At 70.3% G+C, this 21,289-nt stretch carries 18 protein-coding genes and 1 pseudogene; 4 read left to right on the forward strand and 15 right to left on the reverse strand.

Annotated features, from left to right (window positions below; translation table 11 throughout):
* Positions 1–44: 44 nt before the first annotated feature.
* Positions 45–1,439, reverse strand: coding sequence for an MFS transporter (locus MQP27_RS37505; RefSeq protein WP_308290065.1), 1,395 nt, complete (start codon positions 1,437–1,439; stop codon positions 45–47).
* Positions 1,440–1,544: 105 nt separating this feature from the next.
* Between MQP27_RS37505 and MQP27_RS37510 the strand changes: the two genes are divergently transcribed.
* On the forward strand, positions 1,545–2,114 hold the full coding sequence (locus tag MQP27_RS37510) for a TetR/AcrR family transcriptional regulator (RefSeq protein ID WP_242773752.1): 570 nt from the start codon (positions 1,545–1,547) through the stop codon (positions 2,112–2,114).
* Between the two features lie 401 nt (positions 2,115–2,515).
* On the opposite strand, the pseudogene MQP27_RS37515 reads toward MQP27_RS37510, so the two are convergent.
* From MQP27_RS37515 to MQP27_RS37535, 5 genes and pseudogenes are all read right to left on the reverse strand, one after another.
* Positions 2,516–3,097: pseudogene (locus tag MQP27_RS37515) on the reverse strand (aminoglycoside phosphotransferase family protein); the annotation flags it as partial.
* Between the two features lie 478 nt (positions 3,098–3,575).
* Entirely contained in the window at positions 3,576–3,869 is a 294-nt protein-coding gene (locus MQP27_RS37520) for a hypothetical protein (RefSeq protein ID WP_242773753.1), read from the reverse strand.
* A gap of 382 nt (positions 3,870–4,251) precedes the next feature.
* Positions 4,252–4,977 (reverse strand): DUF4142 domain-containing protein, encoded by a 726-nt coding sequence (locus MQP27_RS37525; protein ID WP_372511417.1) that lies wholly within the window; start codon positions 4,975–4,977, stop codon positions 4,252–4,254.
* A 503-nt stretch (positions 4,978–5,480) separates the two neighbouring features.
* Positions 5,481–6,431, reverse strand: coding sequence for a hypothetical protein (locus MQP27_RS37530; RefSeq protein ID WP_242773754.1), 951 nt, complete (start codon positions 6,429–6,431; stop codon positions 5,481–5,483).
* Between the two features lies 1 nt (position 6,432).
* Positions 6,433–6,843, reverse strand: a complete 411-nt coding sequence (locus tag MQP27_RS37535) for a peptidase inhibitor family I36 protein (protein ID WP_242773755.1) — start codon at positions 6,841–6,843, stop codon at positions 6,433–6,435.
* 287 nt (positions 6,844–7,130) lie between these two features.
* On the opposite strand from MQP27_RS37535, the gene MQP27_RS37540 reads away from it, so the two are divergent.
* Positions 7,131–7,556, forward strand: coding sequence for a helix-turn-helix domain-containing protein (locus MQP27_RS37540; RefSeq protein WP_278197006.1), 426 nt, complete (start codon positions 7,131–7,133; stop codon positions 7,554–7,556).
* A gap of 700 nt (positions 7,557–8,256) precedes the next feature.
* Here the strand turns inward: MQP27_RS37540 and MQP27_RS37545 are convergent.
* The 7 genes from MQP27_RS37545 to MQP27_RS37575 form a co-directional block, all read right to left on the reverse strand.
* Positions 8,257–9,039, reverse strand: coding sequence for an SDR family NAD(P)-dependent oxidoreductase (locus tag MQP27_RS37545; RefSeq protein WP_242773758.1), 783 nt, complete (start codon positions 9,037–9,039; stop codon positions 8,257–8,259).
* A gap of 10 nt (positions 9,040–9,049) precedes the next feature.
* Complete coding sequence (locus MQP27_RS37550) at positions 9,050–9,922, reverse strand: SDR family NAD(P)-dependent oxidoreductase (RefSeq protein ID WP_242773759.1); 873 nt, start codon at positions 9,920–9,922, stop codon at positions 9,050–9,052.
* A gap of 44 nt (positions 9,923–9,966) precedes the next feature.
* Positions 9,967–10,869: an LLM class F420-dependent oxidoreductase gene (locus MQP27_RS37555; protein WP_242773760.1), complete on the reverse strand. Its 903-nt coding sequence runs from the start codon at positions 10,867–10,869 to the stop codon at positions 9,967–9,969.
* Positions 10,870–11,101: 232 nt separating this feature from the next.
* Positions 11,102–13,027, reverse strand: coding sequence for a sulfate adenylyltransferase subunit CysN (gene cysN / locus MQP27_RS37560; protein ID WP_242773762.1), 1,926 nt, complete (start codon positions 13,025–13,027; stop codon positions 11,102–11,104).
* Complete coding sequence (gene cysD / locus MQP27_RS37565; RefSeq protein ID WP_242773764.1) at positions 13,027–13,941, reverse strand: sulfate adenylyltransferase subunit CysD; 915 nt, start codon at positions 13,939–13,941, stop codon at positions 13,027–13,029. The genes cysN and cysD overlap by 1 nt, the downstream gene beginning before the upstream one ends.
* Entirely contained in the window at positions 13,932–14,966 is a 1,035-nt protein-coding gene (locus MQP27_RS37570) for a DUF7064 domain-containing protein (protein WP_242773766.1), read from the reverse strand. The genes cysD and MQP27_RS37570 overlap by 10 nt, the downstream gene beginning before the upstream one ends.
* Before the next feature lie 17 nt (positions 14,967–14,983).
* On the reverse strand, positions 14,984–16,129 hold the full coding sequence (locus MQP27_RS37575; protein ID WP_242773768.1) for a sulfotransferase family protein: 1,146 nt from the start codon (positions 16,127–16,129) through the stop codon (positions 14,984–14,986).
* A 296-nt stretch (positions 16,130–16,425) separates the two neighbouring features.
* On the opposite strand from MQP27_RS37575, the gene MQP27_RS37580 reads away from it, so the two are divergent.
* Entirely contained in the window at positions 16,426–17,112 is a 687-nt protein-coding gene (locus tag MQP27_RS37580) for a TetR/AcrR family transcriptional regulator (RefSeq protein ID WP_242773770.1), read from the forward strand.
* 114 nt (positions 17,113–17,226) lie between these two features.
* Here MQP27_RS37580 and MQP27_RS37585 read toward each other — a convergent pair whose 3' ends face one another.
* The gene (locus MQP27_RS37585) at positions 17,227–18,117 is read right to left on the reverse strand and encodes a methylenetetrahydrofolate reductase (RefSeq protein ID WP_242773772.1); all 891 of its coding nucleotides are present in this window, start codon (positions 18,115–18,117) and stop codon (positions 17,227–17,229) included.
* Complete coding sequence (locus MQP27_RS51520) at positions 18,114–19,340, reverse strand: PucR family transcriptional regulator (protein ID WP_242773774.1); 1,227 nt, start codon at positions 19,338–19,340, stop codon at positions 18,114–18,116. The genes MQP27_RS37585 and MQP27_RS51520 overlap by 4 nt, the downstream gene beginning before the upstream one ends.
* 471 nt (positions 19,341–19,811) lie before the next feature.
* Between MQP27_RS51520 and MQP27_RS37595 the strand changes: the two genes are divergently transcribed.
* A complete protein-coding gene (locus MQP27_RS37595) occupies positions 19,812–21,197 on the forward strand; it encodes an aminomethyl transferase family protein (RefSeq protein WP_242773776.1) in 1,386 nt (461 codons plus the stop codon).
* Positions 21,198–21,289 lie beyond the last annotated feature (92 nt).

A 21,289-nucleotide genomic window follows, 5' to 3' on the forward strand; every position in this document is an offset into this window, starting at 1 on the left:
CGGCGGGCGGGCCGTTGGTGCTGTCGGGGGCGGCTGGAGGTGGTTCACGGTGTGCGGCGTGCGCTGAGGCCGGGTTGCTGCTGCGCTGCGGGGGAGGGTGTCGGCCGGGACCTCGTCAGCCACAGGCCCGTGCACACGGCGGTGGCCAGGGTGACGGCTCCGGCCACGGCGAAGGCGCTGTCGAGACCGGCCTCGAAGGAGGCGCCGCCGGACTGCCGAGCGCGGACCACGGCGCCGAGCACTGCCACACCGAGCACCGCGCCGATCTGCCGGGTGGTGCTGCTGATGCCCGAGGCGAGGCCGCCTTCCTGTGGGGCGACCGCCTGGATGGCGGCGCCGGTCAGCGGGGACATGGCCAGGGCGAAGCCGACGCCGACCGTGGCCAGCCGCCACCACACGTTCACGTAACCGGTGTCGGTGTGTAGGGCGCCCAGCGTGAGGAGTCCGAGCCCGGCCAGCGTCAGGCCGCCGGTGACGACGGACCGGTAGCCGTAGCTGGCGGCGAGGCGGCCCGCAAAGGGGCTGACGACGACCATGGCGAGGGTGGCGGGCAGGGACTGCAGTCCGGCCCGCAGGATCGAGCTGCCCTGGACGTCCACGAAAAACTGCGAGAAGAAGAACGACGAGCCCATGAGCGCGAACCCCACCACGATCATGGCGGAGTTGGAGACGGTGAACAGCCGCTGACCGAACAGGCCCGGCGGCAGCATCGGTGCGGGGTGGCGCCCCTCCACGGTGACGAACGCGGCGAGGAGGACGGCCGCCGCGGCGAAGCCGCCGAGGATCACCGGTGAGGTCCAGCCGCGCGAGCCGCCTTCGATGAGGGCGTAGGCCAGGGTGCCGACCCCGAGAGCGGACAGGATCGTGCCCGGGATGTCGAGGGCGCGGGCGTCAGGGTTGCGGGACTCCTGCAGGACGCGCCGGCCGGCCACCAGCAGGACTACGCCGATGGGCACGTTGACCAGGAAGATCGCGGGCCAGCCGAACGCCTGCGCCAGGACGCCTCCGGCCACGGGCCCGGCGGCCAGGCCGATGCCACTGAGCCCTGCCCACAGCCCGATCGCCCTGACCCGTTCCTGCGGGGCGGGATGCGCGGCCACCAGGAGTGCGAGCGAGGCGGGGCTCAGGGCCGCGGCCCCGACTCCCTGCAGCACCCGCCCGGCCACCAGCCAGCCGACCGAGGGGGCGACGCTGCACAGCACGGACGCGGCAGTGAACACAGCGACACCGCTCAGGTACACGCGCTTGCGGCCGAAGCGGTCGGCGAAGACTCCGCCGGACAGCAGCAGCATGGCGACCAGCAGCACGTACGCGTCGACGATCCATTGCAGACCGGTCAGTCCCGTGTCCAGGCGGTGCTGCATGTCGGGCAGTGCCGCGCCGACGATCGTGTTGTCGAGCAGCACCATGAACTGCCCCAGGCAGGTCACTACGAGCACGACGTCTCCTCCCCCTTCACTAAAGCAGCCATCGACTGCGTTAAGCGGGACCGTAGAGCAGCCGGGCACGCAAACGCAAGTACGGGCTGCTTTAAGGTGGGAGGCATGGACGAGCTACAGCGCACCCGGCGGCCCGGCGGACGCAGCGCCCGTATCGGCGCGGCGGTGCATCAGGCGGTCACCGACCTGGTCGGCGAACGCGGGTACGGCGGATTCACCGTCAGCGAGGTCGCGGCCCGCGCGGGAGTCGCCGACACCACCGTCTACCGCCGCTGGGGCAGCCTCGAAGCGCTGCTCACCGATGTGACGCTGACCCGCCTCACCGCGCGCTCCCCGATGCCCGACACCGGGTCCCTGGTCGGCGACCTGCGTACCTACGCGGCCCAAGTGGCTCGCGAGATCACCGGACCCGACGGGCTGGCAGTACTCCGCCTGGCCGTCCTCCTGTCCGGCTCCGGACCCGAGGGCCTGCGCCTGCGCGACGGCTTCCTCGCCGAACGGGCCCGGCAGCTGCAGTCCATGCTGGACCGGGCGCGCGAGCGCGGGGAGTCGCCCCCCGACGCGCTGGCCGTCGTCGACCACGTCATGGCCCCGATGTACATCCGCGTCCTGTTCGGCGCCGAGCCGCTCACCCCGGAATACGTGGAGGGCCTGGTCGACCGGCTGCTCGGCTGACCGTCGGATGGCCACGCGGTCGGCGTCCGCCCATCGGTCGACAAGACCGGTCAGCGGACGATCGCACAGCGCCCGGTCCGGGAGCGCACGGGCCAGGGCCTGCGCGAAGCGCTCGGCGTGCAGGACCCCGGCAAGGGGCGACTGCCGTCACGGCCTCGGGCCGGGCTGCTGTGGGCCGCCGGACCGCTGTCGCGGCGCGTACGGTGCGCAGCGACGGGTGAGGCACGACCCCCGGCAGGGGAGCCGCACACCTTGCTCAACAAGGTGTTGCACACCCGGCAGCCGGATGACGGATCACCCGGAGGCCTCCGAGAGGTTCGAGCGCCGTGGCCGGCTCGGGTGCGTACGGGTGTGCAGTCGATGCCGCGGACACGGTCGGCGCTGGGGTCCTGGCGGGCGGCTAACGACCACCGTGCGTGGATGACGTCGAGGTCGATGTCGGTGCCGTAGCCGGCGATGACGTCGTCGAGGTGTTCCTCGTGTCCGAGCGTCAGGGTGGCGAGGTCGAACAGGGCATCACCCCCGCCCGCCTCGGACCAGTCGATGATGCCGGTGACCTCGTCGCCGTCGACGAAGACGTGGTCGATCTGCAGGTCGCCGTGGGTGAACACCCGGGTCCACGGCCGGATCGCGGCCTCGGCGATGTCACGGTTGCGGGTGACCAGGGCGGCGGGCAGGACGCCGTTGGTCACGAGCAGGTCGCACTCGGCGTCGAGTTCCGCCGCCAACTCGTCGGGACCTCGGCGGCGCCGGCCGGGCCAGGGCGGCAGGGGCGCTTCGTGCAGCTTCCGGACGGCGGCACCCGCCGCGGTCCATGCCGCCGGGGATGCGGTGGACGGCTCGCCGAGGCGGCCGAGCGCGGTCCCCGCGACCGCGGCGATCGCGAGTACGGGCGGCTTGCGCCACAGGACCTTCGGAGTCGGGACCGGAGCCAGGGTCATCGCCTCGACCTCGACGTCGATGCGCGCCCGATCCGCGTCCACCGACGACTTTGGCCTCATCCATGGGCGACGAGTATCCCGGGGATGATCGCCGACTTCCCCGTGTTTGTCGCGTGCGACGGCGCGGCTGACCGCCACCACTTCGTCAGGAGCCCTTGGGGGAGGATGCGGTGGCCGGCTCGGGTGCGCACGGGTGTGCAGTTGATGCCGGTCAAGGCCCCTGTCGTGGGTGATGCCCGTGGTGCAGGATCTCCCACGTGACCAGCTGTCCCGCCGGGGCGAGCGATCACCCTGTTTCCCGCCGCTGGGGTACGCCCATCGGATCCAGTGAGTCCAACTCGGGGTCCCGACGCGCCTTCACGGCCGCCGGCGCCGCGGTAGGCGGCGTCGTGGTGGCCTGGCCGCAGCCGACGACTCCACCCGCTGCCAATGGGCCTTCATCGACCAGAACGCCTTCCCCACCGGATTCTGATCCGTCGGTCCCGGACCGTGCTGTCGTGCGCGTCGACCTTGGGGGTTGTCAGCGAATCGCTTTGTCTCGGACGGGTTCCTGCTGCTGCCGTTGTTGTTGCTGCTCGTTCCAGAGGCCGGCGAGCTCACCAAGTGCGCTGTGAACGTGGTGCAGTTCCCACAGCAGATAGACGCCGGCCCCGGCGAAGGGGATCCAGGCACCCCAGTGGAAGACGAGAACCGGCATGCACAGCAGGCCGACCAGGACAAGGAACTTGACGAGGACCTCGGCTGCGTATGTGTGGTTGCGCCGGACGACGACACGCTCTCCGCGGCCGTGCATCCACTGCAGATGCGATCTCATGAGCGGCTCCTTGTGCGCTGGGTCGGCGTCATCCCGTCCGGCCGGTTCACGACGGGCCACCTGACTCCTTGCCACGGCCTGCTCGGCGGCCACGACGGACGGCCACACGTCCGTACCAGTTTCAAGGCACGCGCAGCACCAAGCCGGGTCTGCCACAGCAGTTCGCCACATCTCCATACGGCCACCATGAATGGTGGAGCCCGTTCCGGGAGTGAAGCGGGTTCCTCGTCCGGCTGCTGACACTTTCCGCATGTACTGCTCTCCGGTGCGGCGGTGTGGGCCGCCCGGAGAGGCGCTGCTCAGCCGTGTGCCGCGGTGGTACGCCGTGTGGCCGGGGCCGGACATGGCGGCCCGGCCCCGGCAGGCCGGTCGGGTCCTGCTCTCACCTGGTCGACGGACTCGTCGAGACCGTGTTGCCGGCCGGCGGGGTGAGAACGACCTGCGGCTGGCCGGCGACCGGGGGCGGCGGGGCCGTCTCCTGCGCCGGGAGCGCGGGTTGAGCAGTCTCCTCCAGGAGAGCTTGGTCGAAGTCGACCGCGCCTGTCTTCTCGATGACCGTGATGTGGTCCAGGACGGTGCTGTTGGCCAGGTTGGCCAGCGCGCGGATCAGCGAATTCCTCGTGGTGGAGCGGACGGCGGCGATGGTGGAGAGGGTCTGGCCGTTCGTCGCGCGCAAGGTGGTGGCCATGTCCGTGTCGAACTGCTTTCCGCTCTCCGCGTTCATCCGGGAAACGAAACCCTGCTGCTGGGGTGAGGACTGGTTGGGCAGCGTGATGTTCAGCTGACCCGCGGTCCTGCGGCAGGCGGCATCGAGGGAGGCGTCCCCGGCGATCAGATGCTCACCGGCGATCTTGACCGCCCTCGTGGTGCGCTTCTTCAGCGCCATCTGCCCGACGGGGTACTCCCACAGCCCGGCCGAGCGCACCTTGACCACGAAGTCCCGGTCGGCCAGTGTCAGCGGCCCGGTCGGCGGCGTGGCGATGACCCGTTCGGGCGCGCTGCTGACCTTCTGGGCTCCGAGCATGGCGGGGTAGAGCAGGGACCCCAGGGTGGCGGCGAGTGCACCGCCTATGAAGAGAGTCCCCGCCGCTTTCCGTGAAACGAGCACCGCGTCTCCTGTTCGGGTTCGAAACCCGCACCCGCAGGAGTACGGATACGGCGCCCTGACGAACCTTTCGGACTCGTAATGGGTTGGCAAAGCCGACGAGTCGGGTCCTCTGCGCGAGGAGCACGTGGACCACAGGAAGCCCACAAGGCAGCCCGGAAGACGCGAAGAAGGGACCTTGGACCCAATGTGCGGTCCCGCGCAGGGGCCGTTGGGCCCTAGCCGGACCCGGTACTCCACCGCCGATCATGGGGCGGCGGCCGGGAAGCGTCGAGTCCACATCCCGCACCCACGGCACTTCCCGGCCCGTCGATGGCAGGAAACGACGGAGGGAGGGCACTGTGCGGTGAACACGATGCAGCAGGTGCGACCGTGCGGATGCGCGTCGTTATGAGCGCGTCCATGACGAGCAGGGGCACCAGGTCAGGACGACCACGGGCGGGCCACGAAGGCGTTCTGGCCGACCGGGCCGACTACGACGTTGTCCCGGGCGCCGGGGATACCGGTCATCCCTTTACTCCCCGGCTGCCGGACTCGGCCCGGATCAGGTCCCGCGCCTTGGGCAGCGCGGCCAGCCGCAGGGACCGGAACTCCTTGATCCAGCCGGTGAGTTCGGGACCCGTATCCGCGAATCGGTCCTGTTCCAGGGCCACCGCGGTAGCGAGCAGGCGGTGGTCCCGTCCGCACTCCGCGTCGGCCGCGGCCACGCGGATCTCCGCCGCCAGGCCGCCCTTGTGCGCGGCGGTCTCCCCGCCCTGCCTGGCGTCCTGAGGGGTGGCGAAGGTGAAGCCGCGGTTCGCCATGCAGGTACGCCAGCCGCCGAGCGCCGACCGGTAGGCCTTGGCGTTGCGTACGTCCTGGGCGATGTGTCCCTCCAGGTTGGCCGTGACGTGCTGGCTGATCAGATAGCCGCGCAGGTCGTCGCCGTACAGGCGTTTGCGTGCCTCCGCGACGCATCCCTCCGTGGCGATCACCAGGCCCTGCCCGTCGGGGAGTTCGACCTGCGGCCGGCTGCCCGGAGTGCCGTACAGGGCGGTCTCGTAGGCCCGTTGGGCGCCGGGTGAGAGCGTGCGCTGGTAGACCTCGTTCGGGTCCGGGGACGTGGAGTCGGCCCGCCGCTGTCGGGCGGGGGTCTCGCTGTAGCCGTATCCGTGGGCGCGGGCGGCGAAGACGTCGGCGGTGCCGTAGCGCTGCTCCGCCGCGGGCCGTGAGGAGGCGGCGAGCGGTTCGGCAACGAACCGCAGACCGGAGCGGGCCATACACGCGTGCACGATCAGGTCCTCGGCATACAGCAGTGAGGCGTCCTCCGCGGGGGTCAGCGCCCTGGGCAACGGCCCTGTGTCCGTGGGCCCGTTGAGCGCGGCCCCGGGGCCGGGGGCGGCCGGCGTGGAGCAGCCGGCCGCCGCCGCGATCACCACGGCGAGGCACGCCCCAACGAGTGATCGGCGGGAACGCATGTCAGCAGGCCGCGGCGTCGCTGGGGTCCCACGGCCAGTCGTTGCTGCTGCCGGCGTTGTACGCGACGCGGTCCCGCCCGTCGGGGTCACCGGTTCCGCGGGCGTTCGCGCTCCAGTTGGCGCTGCCGAAGTTGGGGTCCACCCAGATGCGGGCCCAGCGTCCGCTGGTGCCGTTGTTGAACCACGAGGCGCTGATGTTGTCGCGGCCGAAGGCCGACCAGTAGCGGTTGCAGTCCTGCAGATAGGAGTGGCTGCCGGTGTAATTCAGCCCGCTGTACACGCACAGCGCCCCGGACGGACAGCCCGAGGGGGCCGCGGCGAGTGCGGAGGCGGGTGGGGACGCGGCCAGCATGGTTCCACCGGCCAGCAGGAGTGCTCCGGCGATGGTGCCGAGGGTCTTGGTGCAGCGCATCGATTCTCCCTCTCGACGGTCTTGTGAGGCTGCCGGTGGCAGATGGACTCCGGCGGCTTGTGCAGACGGTTTCAATGGCGTGCGACGGGTGGCAACGGACCGGTCCCCGGTGGGATGGTGGGACGCGGGGAGGCGGCTCAGCGGGGCACTTGGCCCCCGGCTGAGACGGGGGTGGGACACGGCCGCGGTGACCGCGCGCGCCGGACCGGTGCTCACAAGCCGCTTCATCCGAAGGCCGGTTCATCTTCATGAGCCGGTTCCATCGACCTGCCGACGGGGGAACGATCATGGATCGATCGGATACGGCTGAGCGATTAGCGGCGCATCTGCGCATGCTGAAGAGCCGTGCGGGGGTGAGCTACGCGACGTTGGCGCAGCGGACCGGGGCCAGCCGGTCCGCCCTGCACCGCTACTGCTCGGGGGCCAAGGTTCCCATCGGCTTCGGCCCTGTTCACGCGTTCGGCACGGCTTGCGGCGCGACACACGAGGAACTGCGGGAGGCACACCGGCTGTGGGCGCTCGCGGACGCCGGGCGTTGCGCGACCGCGCCCGGCGCGGAACCCGCCGAGGATCAGCCCGTGACCGACTCGTCCGTGCCCTGGCGTTGGGTCCTGCGGGGAGCGGCGGCGGTGATTGCCTTCACGGCAGCCTTCACAGCCGCCGTCACGGTCCTTCGCGGCCGACAGCCCCGGATGCCGCTGCACATCAGGTGAACTCGGCAGCGGGGCCCGGCTGGTGGCACGATCACCAAGAGGACGTGCCACGCCTGCCCGGCGCGATGCGCAGAACGGCTCAGCGAACCCCGGTGAGCCGCTCGCCGAGCAGCCGGCGGACGTCGTCGCCGAACAGGACGCGCTCGGGGGCGAAGAACTCCAGATGCGCGGGACCATGCTGCCGCCGTGGTGGATCAGGAAGTTCAGGTTTCGGGTAGCGCTCCAGGACACTTCTCCTTCGGCCCGGCGGCCCTGGGCGGCTTTGCGACCGACTGGACCACGTTCGATGTCCTTCGTCGGGCAGGTCGGCACAGGCGTGGTCTTCGCATGCGTCTCGCAGGGCCACGATGCCGGGTGGCGTCTCGGCTAGCGGCTCATCGGCGTCGCCCGCATCATGGTGGCTGTCGCGACCGTCCTCGTCCTCCCGGAGCCCGGCACCGGGCCGAGTTCCGCCGCGCGCCGGCGGTCGGTGAACCGGCCGAGCGACTGCGCCCCGCGAAGATCCCCTTCACCGACCGGGTCGAGGGCGGCAACGCCCGCTGCATGCGCCTGTCCCGCGACCTATCCGCTGAAGGGCCAGCACCTACCCTTCGGCCGTGGACCGACCTGACCTTCTGGACGCCGATGCTGTGCGCGGCCGGGTTCGTCGGCATCGGCGTGGGGGTGTGGATGTCCGAGATGTTCCCGGTCCGCCTGCGAGCTACTTCGGCATGGACCGGGCCATCGTCGTCAGGGCGTCGCGGCGTGGCATGGCCAGCAAGGTGTGGAACATCTCCTGATAGTGCGCACTGGGGATGTGTACCGGCCCGTCGTGGAGGTGGTCCAGCGCGGATCGGGCCACGTCGTCCGGTGACATGAGATGGGGCAGCGTCATGGGGTTGATGCCCTGACGTCGGATCGCGCCGGTGTCCGTGGCCCCCGGGCAGAGGGCGAGGACGTCGACGCCCGCGGGGCCGAGTTCCGCCCACAGGGCCTCGGCGAGTGCGATCACGTAAGCCTTGGTGGCCGGGTAGGCGGCCGAGTAGGGGATGCCCAGCAGCCCTTCGACCGAACTGGTGAAGACGATCCCGCCTCTGCCCCGCTCCTTCCATCGTGGGCTCAGGCCGTGAGCGAGCAGGGTCGGCGCGAGGGAATTGACCATCAGCATCGACGACAGCACCTCGGCGCGCTCCTGCTCGAACGGCCCTTTGACGCTGCTGAAGCCGGCGTTGCTCACGAGCAGGCCGACGTCCAGGTCGGCCACCGTGTCCAGGACCTGCTCCGGCGCTGCGGGGTCGGCGAGATCGGCCGCCACGACAGTGGCCTCGACACCGTGCGTGCGCCTCAACTGCTGTGCCAGTTCCTCCAGTCGGTCGGTGCGTCTGGCGACGAGTACGACATCGAGGCCACGGGCGGCCAGTTGCCCGGCGAACGAGTGCCCTATGCCGGAGGACGCTCCGGTGATCACCGCGACGGGTCCGTACTCTCGTGTGAAATCGGTCATGTCGGCTCCCTCAATTCATCCACTGCCCGCCGGCCACGTCGATCGTCTGGCCGCATAGATAGTCGGCGGCCTCGGACGCCAGGAACGCAACCATGTTGGCGACCTCCTCGGGCAGACAACACCGGCCCAACTGGACCTGGTTCGTGATCGATTCGAGGATGGTGGCGCGCGCCGCGCGCTCCCGGTCGCTCTGCGGATCGAGGATCATCCGCCTCATGTCCGGCTTGATCATGATCCCGGGAGCGACACCCAGCACGTTCACCCCCTGGGGCGCCATCTCGTGCGCGAGATTGCGGGTGAAGCCGATCACGCCGGCCTTGCAGGAGTTGTAGACCACCAGACCTCGGTGCTGGATACGCCCGCCGACGGCCCCGATGTTGATGATCCGCCCCGCCCCCTGGGGCAGCAGGTACTCCAGGGCTGCGTGCGCGCCGTACATCAGCATGGTCAGGCTGCCGAGCACGGTCTGGTCGATCTCCTCCTTCGTGTGCTTCTCGAAGGGGCCCGCGACGACCATGACCGGGTTGTTGATCATGATGTCCAGCCCGCCGAGCGCGTCCCGGCTCTCCCGTACGGCCCGGTGCACCTGGTCCCAGTCCGACAGGTCCGCACGGATCGCCGCGGTCTTCACCCCCCACCGCCGCTCGACCTCGTCCGCCCGGCGCTCCACCTTCTCCAGCGTCCGGCCGACCAGGGCGACGTCCGCGCCGAGGCCGGCCAGGCGGTGGGCCATCGCCTGGCCGAGCCCGTCCCCTCCGGCACCGGTGACGATCGCCTTCTTGCCGCTCAGGTCCATCAGCTCGGTCACGCGCTTGTCGACGATGTGGGTCGGCAGCCGGTCGAAGCCCATCAGCCGGTTCCAGTCCTGCTCTGTCGCGTCCATGAAGACCTCCGTGGATCCGTGTTCGTTGCAGATGGCCGGATTCGTTACAGATAGGTCGAGCCGAATGCCTCGATGAAATCCCTGGTGGCCGTGGGCGTCGCCGTCCCGGGGCTGGAGACGACCACGGTGGTGACACCCGCCCGTTCGATCTCGGCGAGCGCCTCGCGGTGCCGGTCGGCGTCGTCGGCGGGAGAGGCGGGCGAGAGGTCCTTGTAGGAGTACTGCACGTCGATCTCGTCCGAGCGGCCGGCAGCCTTCGCCGCGTCCCGTACTCCGGCGATCATGTCGGCAAGTTCCGTGAGCGAACCGATCGTTGGCGTGCGCACCGTCGCGCTGAGCGAGGGCGGACCGATCAGCGGCATCCAGCCCTGCGCCCGCTCCGCCACCCTGCGCCGGGCCGCCCGCGAGTTGCCGCCGATCCACACCGGAACGGGCCGCTGCACGGGCCGCGGCAGGGCGACGACGTCCCGGGCTTCGAAGTGGCGCCCCCGGTAGCTGAAGGGCTCACCGCTCCAGTGCAGTGGCAGCACGTCGAGGACCTCGTCGAACAGCGCGCCGCGCTCTTCGAAGTCCACCCCGAGCGCGTGGAACTCCGACTTGAGATACCCCGCGCCGAGTCCGAGCACGAGGCGGCCCTTCGACAGCCGGTCCAGGGTCGTCGCCGCCTTGGCCAGCAGGAAGGGGTTGCGGTACGGCGCCACCACCAGGTTTGTGTGCAGGCGCAGCCGCCGGGCCACCGCCGCCACATGGGCGAGGGCGACGAACGGGTCGAGGCTCTGGTGCCCGCCCGACGCCAGCCACCGGGCACTCGGTACGGGGTGCTCGCTGAGCGAGAACCCGTGGAACCCGGCTTGCTCCACCGCGGCTGCCACCTCGTCCAGGGGCCCCGCGTCGAGCAGATCGCGCTCGCTGCCGGTCGCCTCCGGGTAGTGGTACACGAATCGCATCGTCATCTCCCTGCCGCTGGTCCGGTGTCCGGGAAGTCGCTGAGTGCGTCGGGTAGGGCGCCTGTCGGCTCCGGACGGCAGATGAGGAGGTCGGGCAGGTACGGGTCGGGCGCGTTGTGGCGAAGCGGTGAGCCGTCGAGCCTGGACACGTGCAGTCCGGCGGCCGCCGGTAGGCGTCGCAACCGGGTCGGTTCTCTTGGGCCTTCCTGGGACTGCCGGTCGTCCGAGCCGGTCATGGCTCCTCCTGGGCGGGGGAGAGGACGCCGACCGTACGCAGGTGCTCGACGACGAGTTCCGCGCACTCCTCGGCGGAGAGCGTGCCGCCGCCGTCGAGGCGGAGCTCCGGCGTCTCCGGTGGTTCGTAGGGCGAGTCGACACCGGTGAAGTGGACCAGCTCACCGCGGCGCGCCTTGGCGTACAGGCCCTTGCGGTCCCTGGACTCCGCGACTCGCAGCGGGGTGTCGACATGGACCTCGATGAACTCGCCGTCCTCGAAGAGACTGCGGGCGAACCGGCGTTCGGCACGGAACGGGGAGATGAACGAGGCCAGGACGATGAGCCCGGCGTCCACCATCAGCCGGGTCACCTCGGCCACGCGCCGGATGTTCTCGACCCGGTCGGCGTCGGTGAAGCCGAGGTCCCGGTTCAGACCGTGCCGTACGTTGTCGCCGTCGAGCAGGTAGGTGTGGCGGCCCTCGTCGTGCAGCCGCTTCTCGACGAGGTTGGCGATGGTCGACTTGCCCGCGCCGGACAGCCCGGTGAACCAGACGGCGGCGGCGCGTTGGCCCTTGCTGCGGGCCCGGGCCGCACGGTCCACCTCGATCGACTGCCAGTGCAGGTTGTGGGAGCGGCGCAACGCGAAGTCGAGGAGTCCGGCCGCGACGGTGGTCCGGGTCAGGCGGTCGATGACGACGAACCCGCCCAGGTGCCGGTTCTCGGCGTACGGATCGAACGGCACGGGCCGGTCCAGCCGGATGTCGCAGACGCCGATGTCGTTCAGCGCGAGGGTGCGGGCCGCCGTGTGCTCCAGGGTGTTCACGTTGTACACGTACTTGGGCCGGCCGATGGCGACGCCGGTGCCGAGGGTGCCGAGCTTGAGCAGGTAGGGCCGGCCGGGCAGCATCGGTTCCTCGCTCATCCAGACCAGACGGCACTGGAACTGGTCGGCGACCTCGGGCGGATCGCCTGCGGCGGCGATGACGTCGCCACGGCTGACGTCGATCTCGTCGGTGAGGGTCACGGTGATCGACTGGTCCGTCACGGCCTCGTCGAGATCCCCGTCGGCGGTGACGATCCGCGCGATCGTGCTCTCCTGGCCGGAGGGCAGCACGCGTACCCGGTCGCCCGGGCGTACGCGGCCCCCGGCAACCTGTCCGGAGAAGCCGCGGAAGTCCAGGTCCGGCCGGTTGACCCACTGGACCGGCAGACGGAACGGGCGGGCCAGCAGGTCGTCGGTGACGTCGACCGACTCCAGGTGTCCGATCAGGGTCGGCCCCGTGTACCACGGCAGGTGCGGGCCGGCTTCGGTGATGTTGTCGCCCCGCAGGGCGGACATCGGGATGCAGGTGATGTCGGTCAGCCCGATGCCGGTGGCGAAGGCGCGGTAGTCGGCCTCGATCGCGGTGAAGACGTGCTGGTCGTAGCCGACGAGGTCGAGCTTGTTCACGGCCAGCACGATGCGGCGGATGCCGAGCAGTGACACCAGGTGGCTGTGGCGGCGGGTCTGGGTGAGTACGCCCTTGCGGGCGTCGACGAGGATCACGGCGAGGTCCGCGGTGGATGCCCCGGTGACCATGTTCCGGGTGTACTGCTCGTGGCCCGGTGTGTCCGCGACGATGAACTTGCGCCGTTCGGTGGAGAAGAAACGGTAGGCCACGTCGATCGTGATGCCCTGCTCGCGTTCGGCGGTGAGCCCGTCGACGAGCAGGGCGAAGTCGAGGTCGCCGCCCTGTGTGCCCACCCGCTTCGAGTCGGCCTCCAGCGCGGCGAGCTGGTCGGCGAACACGAGCTTCGAGTCGTAGAGCAGCCGGCCGATCAGCGTGCTCTTGCCGTCGTCGACACTGCCGCAGGTGATGAAGCGGAGCAGCGACTTGTGCTCGTGGGCGCGCAGATACCCCTCGATGTCGGTGGTGACCAGATCGTTGGTCGCGTGCGCCATCAGAAGTACCCCTCCCGCTTCTTCTTCTCCATCGATCCGGAGGAGTCGTGGTCGATCACCCGGCCCTGGCGCTCCGAGCTGGTGGTGAGGAGCATCTCCTGGACGATCCCGGTCAGCGTGTCGGCGGTGCTCTCGACCGCCCCGGTCAGCGGATAGCAGCCCAACGTGCGGAAACGCACGCTGCGTTGCTCGGGGACCTCACCCGGGCGCAGCGGCATCCGGTCGTCGTCGACCATGATCAGCGCGCCGTCGCGTTCCACGACCGGGCGGGGCGCGGCGAAGTACAGCGGAACGATCTCGATCCGCTCGCGGTGGATGTACTGCCAGATGTCCAGCTCGGTCCAGTTCGACAACGGGAAGACCCGGACGCTCTGCCCGGGCCGCTTGGCCGCGTTGTACAGCCGCCACAACTCCGGGCGCTGCGCCTTGGGGTCCCACCGGTGCTGGGCCGACCGGATCGAGAACACCCGTTCCTTCGCCCGCGACTTCTCCTCGTCCCGGCGGGCCCCGCCGAACGCGAGATCGAACCCGTGCTGGTCGAGGGCCTGTTTGAGCCCCTCGGTCTTCCACATGTCGGTGTGGGTCGAGGAGCCGTGGTCGAAGGGGTTGATCCCGAGCCGTACGCACTCCGGGTTCCGATGGACGATCAGCTCGACACCGAGATCCTTCACCACCCGGTCCCGGAACTCGTACATGGCCCGGAACTTCCATGTGGTGTCCACGTGCAGCAGGGGGAACGGCGGTCGCGACGGGTGGAAGGCCTTCATCGCCAGGTGCAGCAGCACCGAGCTGTCCTTGCCCACCGAGTACAGCATCACCGGGCGTTCGCTCTCGGCGACGGCCTCCCGCAGGATCTGGATGCTCTCCGCCTCGAGACGCTGAAGGTGCGTCAGCCGGCCCGTGGTCACGGCCATACGATCTTGTCCCGCATCGTCGAGCGCTCGAGCATGCCGTAGGTCTCCTCGCCGTCCCAGCGGTAGCGCACCCCGCCCTGGTGGAGGACGGGGAAGTTCGGCATCGTCGGGCGGTGGACGACGTCGAAGGTCGACACGGCGGTCACGCCCTCGACGCGCGTGCGACCGAGTTCGGACTCGAAGACGACGGAGACGTCCTCCCCGGTGGGCTGCAGCTTGCCGAGCCAGGGCGCCTCGACCACGCGGGCCGGGACGAGCGGCCCGTCCCCCTCGTACAGGAAGCCCTCGTTGAAGGTCGGCTGCCCGTCGTCGCGGGGCGGGTAGGCGATGTAGCCGAACGCCCGGCCGCTCGGGAACAGCGCCGACTGCCAGCAGTGCCCGCGGAACTCGGTGAGGTCGCGTACACCCTGGCGTCGGATGCGCAGTCCGCTTCCGGTGAAGCCGTGCTCCTCCTCGCCGACGCGCAACGACCCCTTCGCGCGGAAGAGTTGCTCGTAGCGAGGGCCGCCCATGAGGCCGCCCTCCTCCGAGTTCTCCAGCCGCTCGCGGGCCTCGGGCAGCAGAGCCCCCTGGATCCAGGGCGGTACCGCCATGGTGGCCTCGATGTGGAATTCCACGTCGACGTGCGGTCCGTCGGGTTCACCGGCGATCAGCGCCCGGGTCGACGACTGTGCCGCCGTACCGCGGAAGTCCGCGATCCAGGTCCGGAACGGTTCGACGCACCGGAACGCCAGCGGGCCGGTGCCGAGGACGGTGGGACGGCCGTCGGCGTCCAGCGGGGAGTGCGAGCGTCCCGAGTCGCGCAGGCGGTACACCCGGCCGTCGGGGAAGGCGATGTTGAGCTGGAGCAGGTGGTTGTCCCAGTCGGACGCGACCGCCTCGACGGCGACCCGGGGGATGCCGAGTTCGCCCCGGTCGTCGGAGATCCACATGCTGGCCGAGTCCCGCATCTCGGGGTTCTCGGGGCGTTCGGCGAAGACCTGTTCGCGGGCCGCGTCCAGTCCGCCGGTGAGATCGATGGCCATGGGGGTGGTCCCTCCTGTCAGCGCGCGGTCCAGCGCCGCATCTGTGCGGTGTAGTCGGCGAACAGGGGCCGGAGCCCGTCGATGTCGAGGCCGAAGGCGGCGGGATCGGGATGCGTGTTGGGCTCGCGTTTCTCGTTGTTCTCCTGCCACCACCGCTGCATGCCCCGCTCGAACTCGGCCGTGACCGGCTCCCCGAGCCAGCTGTAGAGCCTGCGGACCTCACCGACCGGGTCGCGGTGCATCGCCCGGAAGTCGATGTCGAAGAAGCGGTCGTCGCGGCCGGCCGCGCGGAACTCCAGGGTCCGCCGCATGCCCACCGACCAGTGCTCCACGTTGAGTTCGCCGATGTAGCGCGCGTCGATCTCGTCGCAGAAGGACCGGGCGACAGCGGCGTACAAGTCGGCGACCGAGACCATGACCTCGGCGGGATCCCGGTGGGTCATCACGAACCGGGCGTCGGGGAAGGCCCGGTCGAGGTGGTCGAGGAAGAGCAGGTGAGTGGGACACTTCAGCCGCCACGGCCGCTCGGAAAACCCCCACTGGAGCAGCTTGAGCGCGCGCACCTCGTACCGGTAGGTCGAGGTGAGGTCCGCGTTGAGCAGCCACTTGGAGTACGACGGGACGTACGCGTACGCCTGGAAGAGATGGGCCTTGAAGTCGAGCGCCATCAGGCTCTGGCACTCGGTCGGGCCGTCGGCGCTGGCCGGTACGAGCTTCGCGCGGCGCGGCGAGGTCTTCGCGCGCCCCGCCACGGCGGCCCGGCCGGCCTCGACCCGGGAGTCGGGGCCGGTGACGGTGGACGGCGGCGGACACGGCTGCGCCGCCTCCCACATCCGCAGCGACCTGGCATTCGGGTCCTCGGCCAGCAGGAACGACAGCGCCGTGGACCCGGTCCGCGGGAGCCCGAGGCCGATCAGCGGCGCGACGATCCGCTCCTCGTCGATCTCCGGGTGGCGGCGGTACCAGTCCTCGATCTGCAGCCGCTGCGCCAGCAGGCCGACGATGTTCCGGCGCAGCGCGGTCTGGCCGTTGCCGTTGAGCCGCGCTTCCTCGTGCAGTGAGCGCACGAGCAGTTCGAGCCCTTCGCGGAAGGAGTCGTCGCCGAAGTCGTCCAGCCCGGTCTCGGTTCGGGCCGTGTCGAGCACCTCGTCGTGCAGTCCCATGGGGGCTCCCATCAGCCGGATGAGTAGCGTTGCCTCCTGTGCGCGGGCAGCGTCGGGCTCGCCGTGAACCGGGTCGGCGCGGGCCGTGACAGGTACTGGGATGGTGCGAACGATCAGAGGCCGTCCGTGCGCCTCCGGTGTCCCGGGGACCCCGAGCCGCGTCCAACGGCCCGGCGGGTACTCGGCCCCGTCCTTGATGCGCTGGGCTCGGACCGCCGTATCATCGGCGAATCCGAGATCCACACAGAACTCTCATCCGCCGTCGGATGAATTCGTGACAGCAGGGTGCCACCAATATGAGCGGTGCGGCAACACCCGGGACAGAGGGAAATGAGCCCGCCCGGCAGAAGCGGCGCTACGACAGCGCGCTCCGGCAGGAGCGGGCCACCCGGACCAGGGAGCGGATCGTCGCCGCCGGGTCCGAGCTGGTGCACGGTTTCCCCGTCTGGGACTGGCGGGAACTGACATTCCGCGCCGTCGCCGAGGCGGCCGGGGTGGGGGAGCGCACCGTGTACCGGCACTTCCCCACCGAGCGGGCGCTCCATGGTGCGGTCATGCGCCGGCTCGAAGAGGAGGCCGGTGTGAGCTACGACGGCGTGGGGCTGGACGACATCGCCGGCATCACCGAGCGCTCCTTCGCCACCTTGTCCTCGTTCGCGGTGCCCCGCTTCTCCGCCCCGGACCCGGAGGAACCCTCCCTCGCGGCGCAGGACCAGCGCCGTCGCGACGCCCTCCTCGGCGCCCTCGCCCCCCACACCGCCGACTGGTCCGAAGAGCAGCGTCAGATGGCCGCGGCCATACTCGACGTCCTGTGGAACGTGCCGTCGTACGAGCGCCTCATGAGCAAGTGGGGCTTCGACGGGGCCCGTTCGACCCGCGCCATCACCTGGGCCATGAACCTCCTCACGGAAGCGATCCGTGAGGGTCACCGGCCCGAGGAAGGCCCGGCCGAGGAGTCTCCGGAAGCCCCGGGCGGCGGGTGAGGCGGTTCTTGTTCCTGCTCGCCAGGGGCAGTTGAAGTCACTCCCCGACGCCGACACCAGACGGTCAGCGACGTCGCATCATCCCTACGCCCGCCGTCACACAACCGTCCGGTCTCAGCCGACGACCGGGCGCATCAGCACCGCCCGCACCCGTGAGACGACTTCCGGCCGGTCGGCCCGCGACAGCATGATGCCTTGCGTGGATTCCGCGAGTCGCGAGGCGAGTTCCACCGCGATCCGCTCTCCTTCCTCCGCGGCTCTGTCGCCGGCGCGGTCGAGGCGCTCGACCCACTCGGTGGGCATGCAGCCGTCCGGCAGTTCCCGCCGGAGCAGTTCCGCCTCGGCGGACGAACGCAGCGGATGCACGGTGGCGAGCACGGGTACGGCGCCGTCGACGACGTCGAGCAGGGCATCCAGGGCGTGCGGCGTGTAGACCGGGCTCGTGACGATGAAGTCCGCCCCGGCGCTGATCTTCCGGCGGGTCCGGGCGCGGTCCGCGGCCGAGAGCACGGGCACTGCCCTGATCCTGACCCCGATGTCGAAGTGCGTGGCCGCGTCCAGTCGCAGACCGTAGCGGTCCACGCCCTCGTTCAGCCCGCGCAGCAACTCGATGAGCCCGACGGCGTCGACCGCCCACCGGCCGTCGATCCACGCGCGTTCCTCGGGGGGCGGAGGCATTCCGTTGCCGCAGATCAGCCGGGTCACCCCACGGGCATGCGCACCGAGCAGATGCGCCTGCAAGGACATGACGGTCCGGCTCCACGTGGTCACCGTGGCCAGAGCCGGCGTGCCGGCGCGGTCCTGGCAGGTCGCGGCCAGATCGATCGACTGGTTGGTGCTGGTCCACCTCGACCGTTCGGGTCCGGAGGTCGCGGTGGCGACGAGGTCGGCGCCGGCGGCACGGACAGCGGCGGCGGCACGTGCCGCGGACTCGCGGTCCCCCGCCTCCGGCACGACGTACGCACCGAGCAGAGGAGCACCTCGTGCGGCCAGGACGTCCCTCACGCGTCAACCCCCAGTCCGTCGACGATCTCCAGTGCCACCTGAACCGCCAGTCGGTCGGTGTAGGAGCCGAGGTCGAAACCGGCGATCTTCTCGGCCCGGTGAACCCGGTAGGCCACCGTGTTGGGATGCGTGTGCAACAGGGCGGCCGCGCGCTGCAGGCTTCCGTTCTGGCGGAAATAGGCGGTCAGCGTCGCGCAGTAGTCCGTGCCGTTCGCTCGATCGTGGTCGATGACGCCCCCCAGCACCTCACGGACGAACCCGTCGAGTTCGCCGGGGTCGTGCACCTGGGCCAGCAGGCGGTGCACGCCGAGCTCGGCGAACGCGGTCACATCCGGCAGCCTGGTCATCAGGCGGCCGACGTCGACGGCACGGCGTGCCTCAGTGTAGGAGGTGTTGATCCGCGCGGCCCCGGTGTGCGGATCACCCAGCCCCGCTATCAACCGCACCCCGGGAAAACGCGCCGTAACGGCCTTGCGGCACAACCGGGCCAACGCGGTGAGCTGCCGGGCGAGCCCGGCGTCATCATCACCCGGGACGAGCACGACCACATCCGCGTCGCGGTTGACGACCGTCGCCGCCGGACAGCGTGTGGCGATCATGTGCTCGACCATGTCGGTGGCAGCCCGTACGGGTGCCCCAGTAGCGGAGCACAGCGCCGCCACCAGTACCCGATGACGCTGATCCGGTTCGATACCGAGGTGCCGGGCCCATACCTCGACGTCGGCCTCAGCACGGTCACCGACGAGCATCAACCCGTCGAACAGCTCCCGGCGCGCGCGCCCGGCGGCGATCGCGACGACTCGGCGACGGCCGAGGACCACCGCGCAGACCATGGCCGCATGCTCGGTCACCATGACCCGGGCGTCCTCACCGGTCTCGTCGGCGTCGTGGCCGGCGGTCACCAGATAGGCCACCGAGTCGTCGCCGACGAGGATGGGTGCCACCACGAGCGACACCGCCGACGCACCCGCCGCGGGCAGGGAGAGGGCGCGGCGCATGCGGGCCGCCGCGGCGACCAACTGCGATACGGCTTCCGGATCGCTGTCCAGCACCTTCGCGAGCCCGTCCGCAGTCGTACGCCCTGATCCCTCGGCGCACAGCGCCAGCACCGAGAGCGAGTCGTCGACCACGGCCGCCCACACGCCGGCGCGTTCGGCGACGACGGTCACGATCTGTTCGAGGTCGGAGTCGGTCGTCGCCAGACTCGAAAGCTCGCTGCACACAGCCACAATGTGACGCAGGCCGGCGAACTCGTCGCGCCAGGGGGTCATCGGACGGAAGGACCGTCGGAGGAGGCGCCGACGTGACCCGGAGCCGACGCCATCTGCCGGCCGCCGCGCACGAGCACGATCAGCAGGACGGAACCTCGCGACTGCTTCCTCTCGGTGTCGATGCCCCACCTCCTGAACAGCCTGGCGGTCCCGGCCACCAGCGCAACCGTGCGGTCGGCGACAGACGGCCCGGAACCGATGGTGCCGCGTGATCATACGACCGTCGCCAGACCCGCGACAGTAGCTTCCCCGCATCCGGCAGTCCCGGCACTGTGCCCGGCCACAAGCATCGGCCTCTTCGCTTTGGGGCCGGCGACCGTGCCAGGACAACGGCCGCCCTGCGAGCGTTCTGCACACGCCGAAAAGGCGGCCACACCGGGATCCAGTCGGGTTCCGGTCCCCTCGCCGGATGAAAGGCACACCGTGGACAAGCCGACGACCGAGAGTCTCCAGGCGGCGATCGACCGCGTCGGGAACGCCGTCGACCTCATACGCAACCAGGCGATCAGGGCATTCTCGCACGGACTGGGCTTCGTCCCCGGCGAGTTCACCAACTGGCGCGAGGAGGCCATGGCATGGCACACCACTTGCGCGCTGATGAACCAGTCCCACCACATGACCGACCTGTTCATCGAGGGCCCGGACACGGTCCGGCTGCTGGAGCACCTGGGGGTCAACAGTGTCACCGGCTTCGGCCGGGACAAGGCGAAGCAGTTCGTCGCCGTGAACGACGACGGGTTCTACATCGGTGACGCCGTCCTGTTCGGCCTTGAGGACACCTCGGTCGACCTCGTCGGCCGGCGCACCCTGATCGACTGGGTCGAGTACAACGCGCGCACCGGCGACTGGGACGTGACCATCGAGCGTGATCCGCAGTCCGTCCAGCGCGGAGGCCGGCCACCGAAGCTCTACCGGTACGAGATCCAGGGTCCTTCGACCGCCCCCCTGGTGGAGAAGCTGACCGGACAGCCGGTACCCGACGTGAAGTTCTTCGGCATGACCACCCTGACGATCGCCGGCCGGAAGGTGCGCGCCCTCCGGCACGGGATGGCCGGGCAGATCGGGTTCGAGCTCTTCGGGCCGTGGGAGGAGGGCGAGGAGATCTACGAGGCGATCCGGCAGTGTGGCCAGGAGTTCGGCCTCCGGCAGGTCGGCGCCATGGCCTATTCCACGGCCAACCTCGAGTCCGGCTGGATCCCCGGGCCGCTGCCCGCGATCTTCACCGGCGACCGTCTCGCCCCCTACCGCGAGTGGCTGCCGGCCACCAGCGCGGGTTCGCTGGGCGGAAGCCTGCACTCGACGGACATCACCGACTACTACTTCACGCCGTACGACCTCGGCTACGGACGGCTCGTCAAGTTCGACCACGACTTCGTGGGCCGCGACGCCCTGCGTGCCCGGGCCGACCAACCCCACCGGCACAAGGTGACGCTGGTGTGGCACCCCGACGACGTCGCCCGGCTCTTCGCGTCGCTGTGGACTCCCGGACCGACGTACAAGTACTTCAACATCCCCAAGGCTCGCTACGGCCAGTTCCAGCTGGACGAGGTGCTGTCGCAGGGACGCCGAGTGGGGATCTCGACGGACTGCGGATACGTCGTACGCGATCAGGCCGTGGTCTCACTGGCCGTCGTCGACGAGGAGTTCGCCCGGCCGGGCACCGAGGTGCAGGTTCTGTGGGGTGAGGACCCTGTCTCGGCGAAGCCCGTCGTCGAGCCCCACGAGCAGCTCGCCGTCCGCGCCACGGTCGAGTCCGCGCCGCTGGACCGCTTTGCACGGACCAAGTACCGCACTGCACCACAGGTCTGACACCCCGACCGGAGCGCCGAAGGCGACGAACCGCAGGGTCCGGTGCGGCTCGGCCCCTCGGCACGAGTTCTCTCCCGCGCGTTCTCACGAGG

Source organism: Streptomyces cylindrosporus (assembly GCF_022698165.1).
GTDB lineage: Bacteria > Actinomycetota > Actinomycetes > Streptomycetales > Streptomycetaceae > Streptomyces > Streptomyces cylindrosporus.